Here is a 14,547-nt window from a genome sequence, read left to right as displayed (position 1 = left end):
GGCCTTGCGGTCGAGCGACCATTGGTCTCTTGCAACCTGCCTTGCTTCAAAGAAGAAGTAGCACCCGTCAGGGAGGAGGTAGACCGGATCCGGTCTGTCTCACGGAACGTCTCACCGCGAGGGCTCGACACAGCAGCCGCGCGCTTCCCCCATTGCCGCGCAAAGGAGTTCAATGTGGCCCAACCCGCTTTGTTCACGCCCGTCCGGGTTCGCAATCTCGATCTGGCGAACCGGATCGTGATCGCACCGATGTGCCAATATTCCGCCGAAGACGGATGCATGACCGACTGGCATCTCATCCATCTCGGCCAGCTTGCCCTCTCCGGCGCGGCGCTGCTCACCATCGAGGCGACGGCGGTTCTCCCGGAGGGCCGCATCACCTACGCGGATGTCGGGCTGTGGAACGACGAGACCGAGGCCGCCATGGGCCGCACGCTGGAGAGCGTGCGGCGCTGGTCGTCGATGCCGATCGCCGTTCAGCTCGCCCATGCCGGCCGCAAGGCCTCCACCGACGTGCCATGGAAGGGCGGCGCGCAGATCGCGCCGAGCCATCCGCATGGTTGGCAGACGCAGGCGCCTTCGGCCGTTCCCTTTGCCGATGGACAGGTTGCCCCGGCGGCGCTCGATCGGGACGGGTTGCGGCGGGTACGCGAGGCCTTTGCTGCCGCTGCTGTCCGCGCCGCCCGCCTCGGGATCGATGCGGTCCAGCTCCATGGGGCCCACGGCTATCTCCTCCATCAATTCCTGTCGCCGCTGTCCAATCAGCGCGATGACGAATACGGCGGCTCCCTCGAAAACCGGATGCGCTTTCCACTCGAGGTCTTCGACGCGGTGCGTGAAGCCTTTCCGAGCGACAAGCCCGTTACCATGCGGGTGTCGGGCACGGACTGGGTTGCGGGCGGCTGGGATGTGGAGCAGACCATCGCCTTCGCCGAGAGGCTCGCGGCCCGCGGCTGCGATGCGATCCACGTATCGAGCGGCGGCGTGAGCCCCGCCCAGCAGATCCCGATCGGGCCGAGCTATCAGGTTCCGCTCGCCCGCGCCGTCAAATCGGCCGTTCGGATTCCGGTCGTGGCCGTCGGGCTGATCACCGGTTTCGAACAGGCGGAGGCGATCATTGCGACCGGCGATGCCGACATGATCGCGCTGGCGCGCACGATTCTCTATGACCCGCGCTGGCCCTGGCATGCGGCTGCTGAACTCGGCGGCCAGGTCCGCGCGCCCAATCAATATCTGCGTTGCGAGCCGCGGCGGGCAAGGGGCCTCTTCGCGAGCGAATAGGCCCGCGGTTTTTCAGCTGTCTCAGGCGCCGGGACCTCCGGCGCCTGGCGGGGCTTTGAGGCCGCGCGCGACCGACATTGAACGGTGGTTGGTCGCAGCGCTCTCCGCGGGCGAGAGAGATCAGGCCGCGGCCATGCTCGGGCGGCTGATGCTCGGAAAATCCTGACGCGGCCGGCCGTTGCCGTGCTGTTCGCGAAAAAGCGCGGTCACATCGACATGCGATGGTGCAGATCGAACATGATCCAGAAGCTGCCGCCGAGCATGATCAGGATGAGGACCACGGTGAAGGCGATCGCCAGGAGGTTCTCGCGCGGCGTGGATGTGAGGTCCAGATGCAGGAAATAGCGCAAATGCACCAGGATCTGGATGACGGCCGCCAGCGCGATGACGATCAGCGTTGCCGGCCCGGACAAGAGCTTCGTCGCGACCATTGCGAAGGGGATCGCCGTCAGAATGAGGGCGAGCATGAAGCCCGTCAGATAGGACCTCAGACCATGGTCCTTGCCGGTGACTGATTGTGCCATTCACAGGACCCCTGGGAGATAGACGACCGAGAAGATGCCGATCCAGACGATGTCGAGAAAGTGCCAGAACAGGCCAAGGCGCAAGAGGCGGGAGACGACCGGTGGCGTCAGACCCTTGATCATGACCTGAGCCGCCATCACGAGGATCCAGATAAGGCCCGCGCTGACATGGAGCCCGTGGGTTCCGACGAGCGTGAAGAAGGCCGAAAGGAAGCCGCTGCGGTCCGGCCCCGCGCCGACTGCGACCATCCCGGAGAATTCACTGATCTCCATTGCGACGAAGATGACACCGAGCACGAAGGTCACCAGGAGCCAGCGGATCAGCGCCGTGCGGTTGCCGGCCGTCATTGCAGCGGTGGCAAAGCCGAAGGTGATGCTGCTGACGAGCAGCATCAGGGTTTCACCGAAGGCATGCGACAGGCTGAACAGGGTCTGGCCGTTCGGGCCGCCGGCCGTGTTGCCGACCATCACGGCATAAGTCGCAAAGAGCAGCGCGAAGATGATCGCGTCGCTCATCAGATAGAGCCAGAAGCCGAAGGCCCTCTGCTCGAAAGCCTCGGTCGCTTCTTCGTGCGCCGGTGCGGCGGTCGTGAGGGATGCGTCCGTCATCTCAGGCCTTCAGCGGCTGCGTTGCGGGGATGAGGCCGTCCGCGCCGCCCAGGCGCGGGGCCTTTGCCAGCATCTGGTATCGATGATCCTCGATAGCTTTCACCTCGGCGGCGGAGAGGTGAAATTCGGTGTCGTCGTTGGAGGCCCGGGCGATGATGACCGCCCAAATGGCGAGCGCCGACAGAGCCGCGATCCACCAGATATGCCAGACCATGGCGAAGCCGAGCAGGAAGGCGAGTGCCCCGAGAACGGCGCCGACGCTCGTTGGCTTGGGCATGAAGATGGGATCGTAGCGCTCCGGCCGCCGATAAGCGATGCCGCCCTGCTTCATGTCGTAGAAGGCGTCGATGTCCCGCACCTCAGGTAGCACGGCGAAATTGTACGGTGCCGGCGGCGAGGATGTCAGCCATTCCAACGTGCGCCCGTTCCAAGGATCGCCGCTGAAGTCGAGCGCCTCACGCCGCCGGTTTATGCTGACGGCCAGTTGCACGACGAGACAGGCGATGCCGGCAAGGATGACGAGCGCGCCGAAGGCGGCAACGATCAGAAGGGGCTGCCAGTCGGCAAGATTATAATGTTCCATGCGCCGCGGCATGCCCATGAAACCGAGCGCATAGAGCGGCATGAAGGCGAGATAAAAGCCGATGATCCAGCACCAGAAGGCGCGCACGCCCCACTGCCTGTCCAGCGTGAAGCCGAAGGCCTTCGGGAACCAGTACATATAGCCGGCGAAGTAGCCGAACAGCGCGCCGGGGATCAGCATGTTATGGAAATGCGCGACCAGGAAGGTCGTGTTGTGCATCAGATAATCGGCGGGCGGCATGGCGAGCAGCACGCCAGTCATGCCGCCGATGACGAATGTCACGATGAAGCCGAGCGTCCACAGCATCGACGGATGGAATTCGATGCGGCCGCGATAGAGGGTGAGCAGCCAGTCAAAGATCTTCACGCCCGTGGGGACGGCGATGACCATGGTCGCAATGCCGAAGAAGGCATTGACATTGGCGCTCGAGCCCATGGTGAAGAAGTGGTGGAGCCACACCGTGAAGGAGAGAAGCGCGATCACCGCCGTCGCATAGACCAGCGATGCGTAGCCGAACAGGCGCTTGGCCGAAAAGGTGGCGACGACCTCGGAATAGATGCCGAAAGCGGGCAGGATCAGGATATAGACTTCCGGATGCCCCCATATCCAGAACAGATTGATATAGTTCATCATATTGCCGCCGCCGTCGTTCGTGAAGAAGTGCATGCCGACGATGCGGTCGAGCGCCAGCATGGCGCAGACGACGGTCAGGGCGGGAAAAGCGAAGATCATCAGAATGCTGGTGCAAAAGGCCGTCCAGGTGAACATCGGCATGCGCATCAGCTTCATGCCGGGGCAACGGCATTTGAAGATCGTCACGACGAAATTGATGCCGGTCAATGTGGTGCCGACACCGCCGATCAGGATGGCCCATAGCCAATAATCGACGCCGACACTGGGGCTGTAGGCGACGCCGGAATAGGGCGGATAGCCGGTCCAGCCGGCGGTCGAAAACGTCCCGATGACGAGCGAAATCAGCACCAGCCCGGCGCCGGCGGTGGTGAGCCAGAGGCTGACGGAATTCAGGAAGGGAAAAGCGACGTCGCGCGCTCCGATCTGCTGCGGCACGACGATATTGATGAGCCCGGTGAGGAACGGCATCGCCATGAAGAAGATCATGATGGTGCCGTGTGAGCTGAAGATCTGATCAAAATGGCCGGGCGGCAGATAGCCGTCTGAATTCAAGGCGAACGCCTGCTGGGCGCGCATCATGAGCGCGTCGACGAAGCCGCGCATGAGCATGACCAGCGCGAGCAGTACATACATGACGCCGATGCGCTTGTGGTCGACGCTGGTCAGCCACTCGCTCCAGATATAGCGCCACTGCCCGAGCCAGGTGATCGTGCCAACGACGGCTAGCCCGCCGAGCACCGTCACGAGGGCGCCGCTCATCGCCACCCAGCTGTAGAACGGCAATGCGTCGATGGTCAGCCTTCCGAGCATGTTCAAACCTCCGGGCTGGCCTAGCGGTGGGCAGCATGGCCGGCGCTCGCCGGGCCATGGGTGTATTTCGCGATGGTCTGGTCGAACAGATCAGGTTCGACGGTCGAATAATAGGTCACCGGATGGGCGATGCTGGGCGCCGCCAGGGCTTGGTAGGCAGGTGCATCCAGCCTGTCGGGCGATTGTTTCACCTTCGCCACCCAGGCTTCGAAGTCTTCGTCCGATGTTGCGAGCGCCTCGAAATGCTGATCGGAGAAGCCGCGGCCGCTGTATTGCGAATTCCTGCCCATGAAGCGCCCGGGTGCATCAGCCAAGAGATGCAGTCGCGTCTGCATGCCCGCCATGGCATAGATCTGGCCGCCGAGCGCGGGGATGTAGAAGGAGTTCATCACCGTGTCGGATGTTATCTTCAGGCTGAGCGGCCGTCCGCTGGGGAAAACCAGCTGGTTGACCACTGCAATCCGCTGTTCCGGGTAGATGAACAGCCATTTCCAGTCCTGCGCGACAACCTGAACTTCGGTCGGCGGGAGATTGGAAGCGAGCGGCTTGTAAGGATCGAGCCTGTGGGTCGCGCCCCATAGGAGAAGCCCTAGCGCAACCACGATCACCGCCGGGACGAGCCAGATGACCGCGTCGATGCCGGCCGAATAGGACCAATCCGGCGTATACCGCCCCTTGCCGTTCTTGGCCCGATACCGCCAGGCGAAAAGAAAGGCCATGATGAAGACCGGAATGACGACGATCAACATCAGGACGACGGCGGTGAAAAGAAGATCGCGCTCGGCCTGCGCGATCGGGCCGGCAGGATCCAGAACGGGTGCGCTGCGTAGATTGCAGCCGCTCAGCAGGAATGCCGCACCGAAGGCCATCGCCATCCGGTGCGATCGGTGAACAATACTGTCTTTCACGATCGCTTCCGTGCCCTTCGATTCAGCAGCCGTAAGTTAAAGCCAAGATATAGGTTTAGCAATCTCCTTCACGGCCTCACAGGCGCAGCCGCCGAGCCTCACGAGCGGCGCCTGCTTCACCATGGCGGGCATCCGTGCTCGGGCTGTCTCGCGCGCTTCTCGGGCCGCGTTGCTGGCGCCTTCGCCAACGGTGGACGGCCCGTCAGCGGGCAAGCCGTGTCGCTGTACTTTGCGCGACTTGTGGCATCAAATGGCATGCCATGAGCGCCTCGATTTACGATCTTTCCCGGCTGTCCGCCGCCGACCGGTGCCGGGGGCGATCTGCGATCTCTTCGTCATAGGGAGCCTCCCATGCCTCGTCACGGCGTCGCAATCATCGGGCTCGGCATGGCGGTCACGCCCCATGCCGGCAGCTTTCTCGATCTCGCCGATCGGGCCGAGGTCGTCTGGGCGGCGAGCCGCTCCGAGGCCCGCTGCCAGGCTTTTGCCGCGCGGTTTCCCTTTCCGGTGACCAGCGATATCGACCGGGCCATCGCCGACGATCGCGTCGAGACGGTCGTCCTGCTCACGCCGCCGGCAAGTCATCTCGCCCTCGGCCGAGCGGCGCTGAAGGCGGGCAAGCACCTTCTTGTCGAAAAGCCCGTGGGGCTCACCACGGCAGAGACGGCGGAACTCGTCGACCTCGCCGGCGCAACCGGCCGACGGCTCGGCGTGGTGCTGCAGCACCGCTTTCGTCCGGCGGCGCTGCGCCTCGGCGCACTCATCGCATCAGGTGCGCTCGGGCCGCTTTGCGCGGGGCAATGCCTCGTGCCCTGGTGGCGGCCGCAGAGCTACTACGACGAGCCCGGCCGCGGCACGCTCGCCCGCGACGGCGGCGGCGTGCTGTTGACGCAGGCGATACACGTCCTCGACCTGTTGCGCGCCCTGGTCGGCACCGTGGAGGTTGTCGCCGCCCGCACCGCGACGACCGCGCTCCATCGCATGGAGACGGAGGACTATGCCGCCGCACTCGTCGATCTCGGCGGGCATGCGCCCGGCACCATCATGGCATCGACCGCCTTCCACCCCGGCTTCCCGGAGCGTATCGATCTCGTCTTCGCCCGGGCGACGGCGCGGATCGAGGGGGGCAGCCTCGCGCTGTTTCATCATGATGGGCAGCAGGAGCGCCTGGGTGAAGAGCAGGCTCTCGGCAGCGGTGCCGATCCCATGGCCTTTCCGCGCGACGCCCACCGCGCACTGATCGCCGATTTTTTCACCGCGCTCGATGAGGGGCGCGATCCGGCGGTGAGCGGCGCCGATATCCTCGCCACCCGCAGGCTGATCGATGCGATCCTGGCCGAATGACGTCGTTTACCGATGACCCTGCAGACCTTTGCCCCGTCACGGATGCTGGAACGACGATCACGACAGCACGTGCCAACCGTCGCCGCATGCGGCGTTAGCTGATTTTTTGCGAGACGTCGGCTCACGAAGGCTTTATAAGCTCGACCATAATGTCGTGCTCGCCTAACTTTTTATCGTTAGCTTTTGATTTTATTTGATATTTTGCTCTACCATGAAATCGCAACATCCCTTCGATCGCTATGTCAACAAGGCCCGTGGGGGCCGGTTGGGCCTATGGCGCCTCGCAGGCGGCGTCATCCTGATCATCGGCATCGCCATGCTCAGCCAGATGATCGTCTCCTGGGCGCTGGCGACCCTGACACTGGTGGTCGAAGCGAAGACGAACAGCGATCTTGCGATCGGGGAGGCTTGGAGGATCGCCGCTGCCTCCCTCGGCTCATGGACCGGTAGCCTGTTCCGGATCGGCTCCATCGGCGCAATCTGGATCGGTGTGTGGGTCGCCGTCGTGGGGCTGCAGCGGCGTCCGCTCGCTTGTCTGCTGGGGGCCGACTGCCGGTTGTCCGGCGCGCATTTCGCGCGCGGCTTGCAGGCCGCTCTCATCATGGGCGTGGCCGGTGAGATCGCCTTTTACGTGATCGACCCGTCACTGCACCGCAGCCAGGTCCCCATCGGTGATTGGCTGAGCTGGCTCGTACCCTTTGCCCTTGCGCTGATGGCGCAAAGCTCGGCCGAGGAACTGCTGTTCCGCGGCTATCTGGTGCAGTCCTTGGCCGCGCGGTTTCGCAACCCCTGGATCTGGGCGTTTCCGCCGACGATCGTCTTCGCTTTCCTGCATTGGGAACCGGGGGCATCGGGTGCAATGAATGCGGCCATCCTCGTCAGTATCGCGGGCTTCGGCACGGCGGCTTTGTTGGTCACCTATCTCACGGGCGATCTCGGCGCCGCTATGGGGATCCACTTCGGCAATAACCTATTCGCGCTTTTGATCGCGTCGCACCAACGGTTGTTCAACATTCCGGCGCTGTTTCAAAGCCGTGCCTTCGAACAACCGGGATGGTCGGTCGCCCATGCGATCTCCGTTGCCTCGATCGGCATCGCGAGCCTCGGCGGAACGCTTCTGCTTCTTGTCCATCCGCGCTCGCCTCTGCGCATATGTCTGGCGGCGGACCTCGTGGCACCCGCCAGCCGTTCGTGACTAGGATGACGGCCGGACAGCCTCGGTAGCTCCGACTCGAGCTGCGGCAATTGCAAAGTCGCGGACCAGCGGCTAGCGTTCCGCTCCGCCGCGGGAATGGGCCGCCATGCAACGGCTTGCTCCAGCCCGGTTGGCCTGCTGTCGGCTTTTTTGTTATTCCGACGCCGCGCGGATGTGGAGATAGGCACGGCGATGGCTGAGTTGCCCGACCGGACCATCGCCTTTCGGACAGTGCGGCTGCTGCGTGGCGGACGGCCGTTGTTCGACGGGCTCGATGTCGTCCTTGCCGAGGCCAGAATAGGCCTCGTCGGCGATAACGGCTCCGGCAAGAGTTCGCTGCTGCGCCTCGTCAATGGTCTCATTCTGCCTGAGGCTGGAGAGGTCATGGTCCATGGCCGCGAAACGCGCCGTCACCGCAAAGACCTGCCTGGCGAGGTCGGCTTCGTCTTCCAGAATCCGGATCACCAGATCATCTTCCCGACTGTCGGCGAGGAGATCGCCTTCGGCTTCGGCAACCGCGGTTTTGCCGGGCGTGCTGCCGAGGAGGAGGCCGTCGCTTTTCTCGCCGCGCACGGCTGCGCCGGCTGGGCGGACCGCGCCGTGCACGAACTGTCGGGCGGCGAACGGCAGCGCGTGGCCATCCTGAGCGTCCTTGCGGCGCGGCCGTCGGTTCTTCTTCTCGACGAGCCATTCGCCAGCCTCGACCTGCCCTCGCGGCTCGCTTTCCGGCGTCTCGTCCTCGGCCTGCCGCAGCAAATCATCATGGCGAGCCATGATCTCGAGCTGATGAACGATTTCGAACGCATTCTCTGGCTGGAGCGCGGCCGGATCCGCGCCGACGGGCCGCCGGATCGTGTTCTTCCGACCTATCGGGCCGCCGCAGAAGCGCGGGCGGAGGCCGTGCTCGGCGCGCCGGCTGCGGCGTTGGTCCCGTGATCTCCTCCTATCTCGCGCGGCCGACATGGCTGCACCGCGTCCCGGCGGGGCCGAAGCTCGCAGCCGTCGCAGTCCTGAGCGTGCTCGTGCTGCCCATCAACGATTGGCGGCTGCTGGCATCGGGGCTTGCCGCGGCCGTGCTGGTCTACGGCAGCCTCGGCCGTGAGGCGCTCCAGCGGATCACCACCTTGCGACCGCTTTTGCCGGTGATCGTCGTCATTGGGGCCATTCAGGGATTCGCGGACGGCTGGCAGGCCGGCGCGGTCTCCATGTTGCGGCTCGTGCTCATGGTTCTCGTCGCCGATCTCGTGACGATGACGACAACCTTGCGGGCGATGATGGCGGCGATCGCGCCACTCCTTCGACCGCTGCGCCACCTCGGCCTCGATCCCGAGCGCCTGTCGCTCGCGGTGGCGTTGGTGCTGCGCTTCGTGCCGGTCCTGCTCGCCCAATGGCAGGGGCGGGAAGAAGCCTGGCGCGCTCGCACCAGCCGGCGCATGCCGCTCCGCCTTGTCGCACTCTTCGTGGCGGAAACGCTCGTCATGGCCGATCATGTCGCCGAATCACTCGATGCGCGGGGCTTCTCGAGACGTCCATCTTCGCGCAAAGCACAAATGAAAGCCGATCTTCAGCAAAAGGATGACTGATGGAGACCCGCGTACTCGTCCGAATCGCGCTTTTTGCAGCGCTTCTCGCCGTGCTCGGCCTTTTCCCGAAATTCGATGTTCCGATCGCCGGTGGCGTGCCGATCACGATGCAGAGCCTCGGCGTGATGCTGGCGGGCGTGCTTCTCGGCCCGCGTCACGGCACGCTGGCCGTTCTTCTCTTCGCCTTCGTCGTGCTTCTGGGGGCCCCGCTTCTCGCCGGGGGGCGGGGCGGCATCGGCGTGCTCGCCGGGCCGACGGCCGGCTTCTTCATCGGCTGGATTCCGGGCGCGGCCGTCGCCGGCTGGTTGATGGGCAGGCTGTCCCGCCTTCCGGTTCTGGCAGCGGGCGTGCTGGCCTCGGTGGTCGGCGGCATTGCCGTCGACTATCTGTTCGGGATCGCCTGGCTATCCTATGCCGCCGGCCTGGGCGTGAGCCGGGCCACGCTCGGCACCCTCGTCTTTCTACCCGGTGATCTCATCAAGGCTTTTGCCGCCGGCTGCGTGGCGGAGGCGGCGCGGCGGCTCGAGCCCTCGCGCTTCACCGAGGCGAGCTGATCGTCATGTGGGCTTCGGAGTGGGATGATTGCGCGTCGCGCGGTCATTCCATCTGGTGTAATTGAGCCGACTCGATCCGAAGACCTGAACCGGATCGTGCTCTCATGGAGCGAACTGATGCAGACCTTCTTCGTTCAGATCAAGTGCAAGCTCGGAAAGACCTACGAAGTCGCGAGCGCTCTCGCCGATCGCGATATCGCGTCGGAGATCTATTCGATCGCTGGCGACTTCGACATCCTGGCTAAATTTCACGTCGACGCTGACGTCGACATCGGGCATTTCGTTGCCGAAAGGGTGCAGAATATTCCGGAAATCGCCGATACGCGGACCTTGATTACATTCAAGGCATTTTAAGCGCGAAGAGTACTTTGATCGTCAGGCCGCCACCCGCACGTAAGGCGGCGGCGCTGCCGTTCTCACGGCCAAAGCCCCGAGCCGGGCGAGGATCAGCGCTTCGAAGGCGGCGCGCCGACGGGGCGACTGGCGGTTGCGCGTGTTGATCACGGTGGTCAGTTCCGCCAAGACGATCTTGTGAAGTGCGGCGAAGCTCGCCTGGTCGAGGCCGACATGGCCGCAGGCGTCCCGCAGATAAGCGACGATTGCGCTTCGGTCGGCATCAGCCCTATCGGCCAGGAGCATCATCACCGCCGCGCCATGCAGTTTGCTGACCTGCTCGGCTTTCGTCGGATCCTGCGGCATGAGGTGACGGTAGACAGGCCTGACGATGTCGTGCACCACCGGGAAAACCCAGGTGAACACATCCGTCGCGTCCTCACTGTCGACCTCGGCGTCGCCGGTTGGATACGGCACCGCCGGTGGGGAGAGAGCTCCCGGCCAATCATTGCCCATTGCACGCTCTTGCCTGTTGGTAAAAGAAACAACATCAAATGATTAATGAAAACTTAATCAGATGCGCTTGATAGATCTGCAGCTGATTCTCGACGTAAGATGATAGGGTCGATGTTCTGCGACTGGCAACATGTCGAAACTGCTTTTATTCATAATCCCCTATGCTTATCGAACCAACGCAATCGCAAAGAATCGCGCGCTCTCTCGCTGGCAGCCAGCGCTTTGGCGGCATGGCGTGGCGACAAGCGAGCATCCCTGGAAGAGGCCGCCACCCAAGAGATTTGCGAATCCGTTGCTGCCGGTATCTGATATGTCGTGTTGAGAACGACGCTATTTCCATCGGCAGGGATCATGATCACTTCGGCGAATGACCAGACGCATGAATCTGCTGCTGCGGCAGCGCCCCTGGCAAAGCGCTCGCTGGGCCGCAGCGGTCTCAAAGTATCGATCCTCGGCTTCGGCACGGCGCCTCTCGGCGACCTCTACGAGCGGCTCGACGAGACGGTGGCGCTCGCCACGATCGCTGCGGCGCTCGACGGCGGCATCAGGCTTTTCGACACATCGCCGCTCTATGGTAGCGGGCTTGCCGAGCATCGGCTCGGCACCGGCCTGCGCGGAGCCGTACGCGAGGATCTCGTCATCTCGACGAAGGTCGGGCGATGGATGGATCCGTGGCGCAAGGCCTCGGCCTCTTCGGCTACGGCGGCAAAGCCCGCAACGGCCGCGCCAGGCTTTGCCGGTGGGCTGCCGCATCGGGCCGTCTTCGACTATTCCTATGATGGCACCATGCGCGCGCTCGAGCAGTCGCTGCTGCGGCTCGGAATGGATCATGTCGAGATTGCTCTGATCCATGACGTCGACGTCTGGACGCATGGACCTGACGCCATCGAGGGACGCGTGCGCGAGGTGATGGCCGGCAGCTATCCAGCCCTGCAGCGCTTGCGCGACGAAGGCGTGGTCAAGGCCATCGGCGTGGGCATCAACGAGGCGGAGATGGCGGAGCGCCTTGTGAGCATGGCCGATCTCGATTGCGTGCTGCTGGCCGGCCGCTACTCGCTCCTGGAGCAGCCGGCACTCGACCACTTTCTGCCGCTCGCGCAGGAGCGCAAGATCGGCGTGATGCTCGGCGGCGTGTTCAATTCCGGCATTCTGGCGACCGGTGCGGTGCCCCGCGCGCGTTACAATTACCAGCCGGCGCCGGCCGAAATCCTGGCGCGGGTCGCGCGCATCGAGGCTGTGTGCCAGGCCCATGGCGTGCCGCTCGCGGCCGCTGCCATGCAGTTCGCGCTCGGTCACCCAGCGGTCGCCACCCTCGTGCTCGGCGGAGTAACGCCTGCGGAGGTGAGCGCCAATATTGCAGCGCTTGCGTCGCCTGCGCCTGCGGAGCTATGGGCGGATCTGAAGGCGGAAGGGCTTCTTGCGCCGCAGGTGCCGGTGCCGGCCTGAAGAAGGCGCAATCAGAAAATCGGGTGGGAAGGACGCAACGCATGCTCAAGGGCATCGATCCGCTGCTGACGCCGGATCTTCTGTGGATTCTGCGGGCCATGGGTCATGGCGACGATCTCGCGCTGGTCGATGCCAATTTTCCCGCCGAGGCGGTGGCGCGCGAAACGGTCTCCAGCAAGATCGTGCGCCTGCCGGGGTTGAGCGTCGCGCAGGCGGCGCGTGCGGTTCTGTCGGTCCTGCCGATCGACGATTTCGTCGAGGATCCCGTGCGGCGCATGGAAGTGGTCGGCGATGCCACAGTGATCCCGACGGTGCAGCGGGAAGTGAAGGCCGAGATCGATGCCGCAGCCGGGCGCCCCGTCACGGTGCACGGTGTCGAACGCTTTGCCTTCTATGCGGCAGCCAAGAAGAGCTTTGCGGTCGTGCAGGCGGGCGATGCCCGCGCCTATGGCTGCTTCCTCATCCGCAAGGGCGTCATTCTCGCTGAGTGACGTATGGCGGCGACATGTCGCCGCGATCTATCTCTTGCGTATCGTTCTAGCCTTCACGACCTCAGGAACAGTATGGTGCGAACAGAAAGCCGCGCCCGGAGCTTACGGAATTCATCATGAACCAGGCAGTCTTGGACAAAGTCGCCGCGCCACGGACGATCCGCCTCAACATGGCCGACAATGTCGTCGTCGCAGTCGACCCCATCGAGCCCGGTGCCGTGGTGGAAGGGGTAGCGGCGGCCAATCGCGTTCCGCGCGGTCATAAGATGGCGGTGGTGCCCATCGCCGAGGGCGAGCCGGTACGCAAGTTCGGGCAGATCATCGGTTTCGCGTCCAAGCCCGTCGCGCCGGGCGAGTGGGTGCACGAGCATAATGTGGTCATGCACGACTTCGCGCGCGACTACCGCTTCGCGGAGGAGGCTCGCGAAGAGCCGGTGCTGCCGATCGAGCAGCAGGCGACCTTCGAGGGCTATCGCCGCGCCAACGGTAAGGTCGGTACGCGCAACTACATCGGCATTCTCACCTCCGTGAACTGCTCGGCGACGGTCGCGCGCTATATCGCGATCGAGGTCGAGCGCTCCGGCATGCTGAACGACTATCCCAATATCGACGGGGTCATTCCGCTCGTGCACGGCGGCGGCTGCGCGCTCGACGTGAAGGGCGAGGGCTATGAGGTTCTGAAGCGCACCCAATGGGGCTATGCCACCAACCCCAACATGGCGGGCGTGCTCATGGTCGGGCTCGGCTGCGAGGGCTTCCAGATCGGCCGCTGGAAGGAGGCCTATGGCGTCGGCGAAAGTGACACCTTCCGCACCATGACCATCCAGGAGGTCGGCGGCACCAAGAAGACGGTGGTTGCGGGGGTCGCTGCGGTGCGTGACATGCTGCCCATTGTGGCCCAGGCGAAGCGCACGACGGTGCCTGCCTCGGAGCTCATGCTCGCCCTGCAATGCGGCGGCTCGGACGGCTATTCCGGCATCACCGCTAACCCGGCGCTCGGCGCCGCGGCCGATCTTCTCGTGCGCCACGGCGGCACGGCGATCCTCTCCGAGACGCCGGAGATCTACGGCGCAGAGCACCTTCTGACGCGCCGCGCCGTCGACCGCGCGACCGGCGAGAAGCTCGTCTCCATGATCCGTTGGTGGGAGGACTATACCGCCCGCAACAAGATGGAGATGAATAACAATCCGTCGCCCGGCAACAAGGCGGGCGGGCTCACGACCATCCTGGAGAAGTCGCTCGGGGCGGCCGCCAAGGGCGGCACGACGACGCTCAAGGGCGTCTACCACTATGCCGAGCCGATCGACCGGCACGGCTTTGTCTATATGGACACCCCCGGCTATGACCCGGTGTCGGCCACGGGGCAGGTGGCCGGCGGTGCCAATGTGCTCTGCTTCACCACCGGCCGCGGCTCCGCCTATGGCTGCAAGCCGACGCCGTCGATCAAGCTCGCCACCAATACGGTGATGTACCAGCACATGATCGACGACATGGACATCAATTGCGGCGATGTGCTCGACGGGGTGTCCATCGAGGAGAAGGGCCGCGAGATCTTCGAAAAGATCCTGCGGGTTGCCTCGGGTGAGCGCTCGAAATCCGAGGAGAACGGCTATGGCGACGCCGAATTCGTGCCCTGGCAGATCGGCGCGACCATGTGAGGGCGCCATCTCTTAAACCTTCGCAGGCCCACGCTTCCGCCCGGCGAGAGCTGAAATCGCACCGAGATTGGTCGGCCTC

At 64.3% G+C, this 14,547-nt stretch carries 15 protein-coding genes; 10 read left to right on the top strand and 5 right to left on the bottom strand.

The window, feature by feature from the left end; genetic code table 11:
• The first annotated feature begins 174 nt into the window (after positions 1-174).
• The gene (locus tag ACFQU1_RS18800) at positions 175-1,281 is read left to right on the top strand and encodes an NADH:flavin oxidoreductase/NADH oxidase (protein WP_378135471.1); all 1,107 of its coding nucleotides are present in this window, start codon (positions 175-177) and stop codon (positions 1,279-1,281) included.
• Between the two features lie 206 nt (positions 1,282-1,487).
• On the opposite strand, the gene cyoD is transcribed toward ACFQU1_RS18800, so the two are convergent.
• Genes cyoD through cyoA form a run of 4 tightly spaced genes read right to left on the bottom strand, consistent with a single transcriptional unit; the run spans position 1,488 to position 5,348 of the window.
• Positions 1,488-1,805, bottom strand: a complete 318-nt coding sequence (gene cyoD / locus ACFQU1_RS18795) for a cytochrome o ubiquinol oxidase subunit IV (protein ID WP_378135469.1) — start codon at positions 1,803-1,805, stop codon at positions 1,488-1,490.
• Positions 1,806-2,414, bottom strand: a complete 609-nt coding sequence (gene cyoC, locus ACFQU1_RS18790) for a cytochrome o ubiquinol oxidase subunit III (protein ID WP_378135467.1) — start codon at positions 2,412-2,414, stop codon at positions 1,806-1,808. It abuts the gene before it with no gap.
• 1 nt (position 2,415) lies between these two features.
• Complete coding sequence (cyoB, locus tag ACFQU1_RS18785; protein ID WP_378135465.1) at positions 2,416-4,440, bottom strand: cytochrome o ubiquinol oxidase subunit I; 2,025 nt, start codon at positions 4,438-4,440, stop codon at positions 2,416-2,418.
• A 20-nt stretch (positions 4,441-4,460) separates the two neighbouring features.
• Positions 4,461-5,348 (bottom strand): ubiquinol oxidase subunit II, encoded by an 888-nt coding sequence (gene cyoA, locus ACFQU1_RS18780; protein ID WP_378135463.1) that lies wholly within the window; start codon positions 5,346-5,348, stop codon positions 4,461-4,463.
• 351 nt (positions 5,349-5,699) lie between these two features.
• Between cyoA and ACFQU1_RS18775 the strand changes: the two genes are divergently transcribed.
• The 6 genes from ACFQU1_RS18775 to ACFQU1_RS18750 all read left to right on the top strand — a co-directional run bounded on the left by ACFQU1_RS18775 (position 5,700) and on the right by ACFQU1_RS18750 (position 10,378).
• Entirely contained in the window at positions 5,700-6,692 is a 993-nt protein-coding gene (locus tag ACFQU1_RS18775) for a Gfo/Idh/MocA family protein (RefSeq protein WP_378135461.1), read from the top strand.
• A 211-nt stretch (positions 6,693-6,903) separates the two neighbouring features.
• Complete coding sequence (locus tag ACFQU1_RS18770; RefSeq protein WP_378135459.1) at positions 6,904-7,887, top strand: CPBP family intramembrane glutamic endopeptidase; 984 nt, start codon at positions 6,904-6,906, stop codon at positions 7,885-7,887.
• Positions 7,888-8,079: 192 nt separating this feature from the next.
• The gene (locus ACFQU1_RS18765) at positions 8,080-8,823 is read left to right on the top strand and encodes an energy-coupling factor ABC transporter ATP-binding protein (protein WP_378135457.1); all 744 of its coding nucleotides are present in this window, start codon (positions 8,080-8,082) and stop codon (positions 8,821-8,823) included.
• Positions 8,820-9,470 carry an energy-coupling factor transporter transmembrane component T family protein gene (locus ACFQU1_RS18760; protein WP_378135455.1) on the top strand — a complete coding sequence of 217 codons (651 nt, stop codon included), beginning with the start codon at positions 8,820-8,822 and terminating at the stop codon, positions 9,468-9,470. The genes ACFQU1_RS18765 and ACFQU1_RS18760 overlap by 4 nt, the downstream gene beginning before the upstream one ends.
• Complete coding sequence (locus ACFQU1_RS18755) at positions 9,470-10,024, top strand: biotin transporter BioY (RefSeq protein ID WP_378135453.1); 555 nt, start codon at positions 9,470-9,472, stop codon at positions 10,022-10,024. The genes ACFQU1_RS18760 and ACFQU1_RS18755 overlap by 1 nt, the downstream gene beginning before the upstream one ends.
• A 117-nt stretch (positions 10,025-10,141) precedes the next feature.
• Entirely contained in the window at positions 10,142-10,378 is a 237-nt protein-coding gene (locus ACFQU1_RS18750; protein ID WP_378135522.1) for an Lrp/AsnC ligand binding domain-containing protein, read from the top strand.
• 21 nt (positions 10,379-10,399) lie between these two features.
• Here ACFQU1_RS18750 and ACFQU1_RS18745 read toward each other — a convergent pair whose 3' ends face one another.
• Entirely contained in the window at positions 10,400-10,873 is a 474-nt protein-coding gene (locus ACFQU1_RS18745) for a hypothetical protein (protein ID WP_378135451.1), read from the bottom strand.
• Between the two features lie 351 nt (positions 10,874-11,224).
• Here ACFQU1_RS18745 and ACFQU1_RS18740 point away from each other — a divergent pair, with 351 nt between their 5' ends.
• The 3 genes from ACFQU1_RS18740 to ACFQU1_RS18730 all read left to right on the top strand — a co-directional run bounded on the left by ACFQU1_RS18740 (position 11,225) and on the right by ACFQU1_RS18730 (position 14,468).
• Positions 11,225-12,319 (top strand): aldo/keto reductase, encoded by a 1,095-nt coding sequence (locus ACFQU1_RS18740; protein WP_378135449.1) that lies wholly within the window; start codon positions 11,225-11,227, stop codon positions 12,317-12,319.
• A 41-nt stretch (positions 12,320-12,360) separates the two neighbouring features.
• Positions 12,361-12,810 (top strand): RbsD/FucU family protein, encoded by a 450-nt coding sequence (locus tag ACFQU1_RS18735; RefSeq protein WP_378135447.1) that lies wholly within the window; start codon positions 12,361-12,363, stop codon positions 12,808-12,810.
• A gap of 116 nt (positions 12,811-12,926) precedes the next feature.
• Positions 12,927-14,468 carry a UxaA family hydrolase gene (locus ACFQU1_RS18730; RefSeq protein WP_378135445.1) on the top strand — a complete coding sequence of 514 codons (1,542 nt, stop codon included), beginning with the start codon at positions 12,927-12,929 and terminating at the stop codon, positions 14,466-14,468.
• Positions 14,469-14,547 lie beyond the last annotated feature (79 nt).

Origin of the sequence: Chelatococcus sp. GCM10030263, from assembly GCF_042666455.1 — a bacterium.
Taxonomy (GTDB): Bacteria; Pseudomonadota; Alphaproteobacteria; order Rhizobiales; family Beijerinckiaceae; genus Chelatococcus.
Note: the sequence above shows the minus strand (reverse complement) of the source record. Positions and strands in the feature narration are given on the sequence as shown.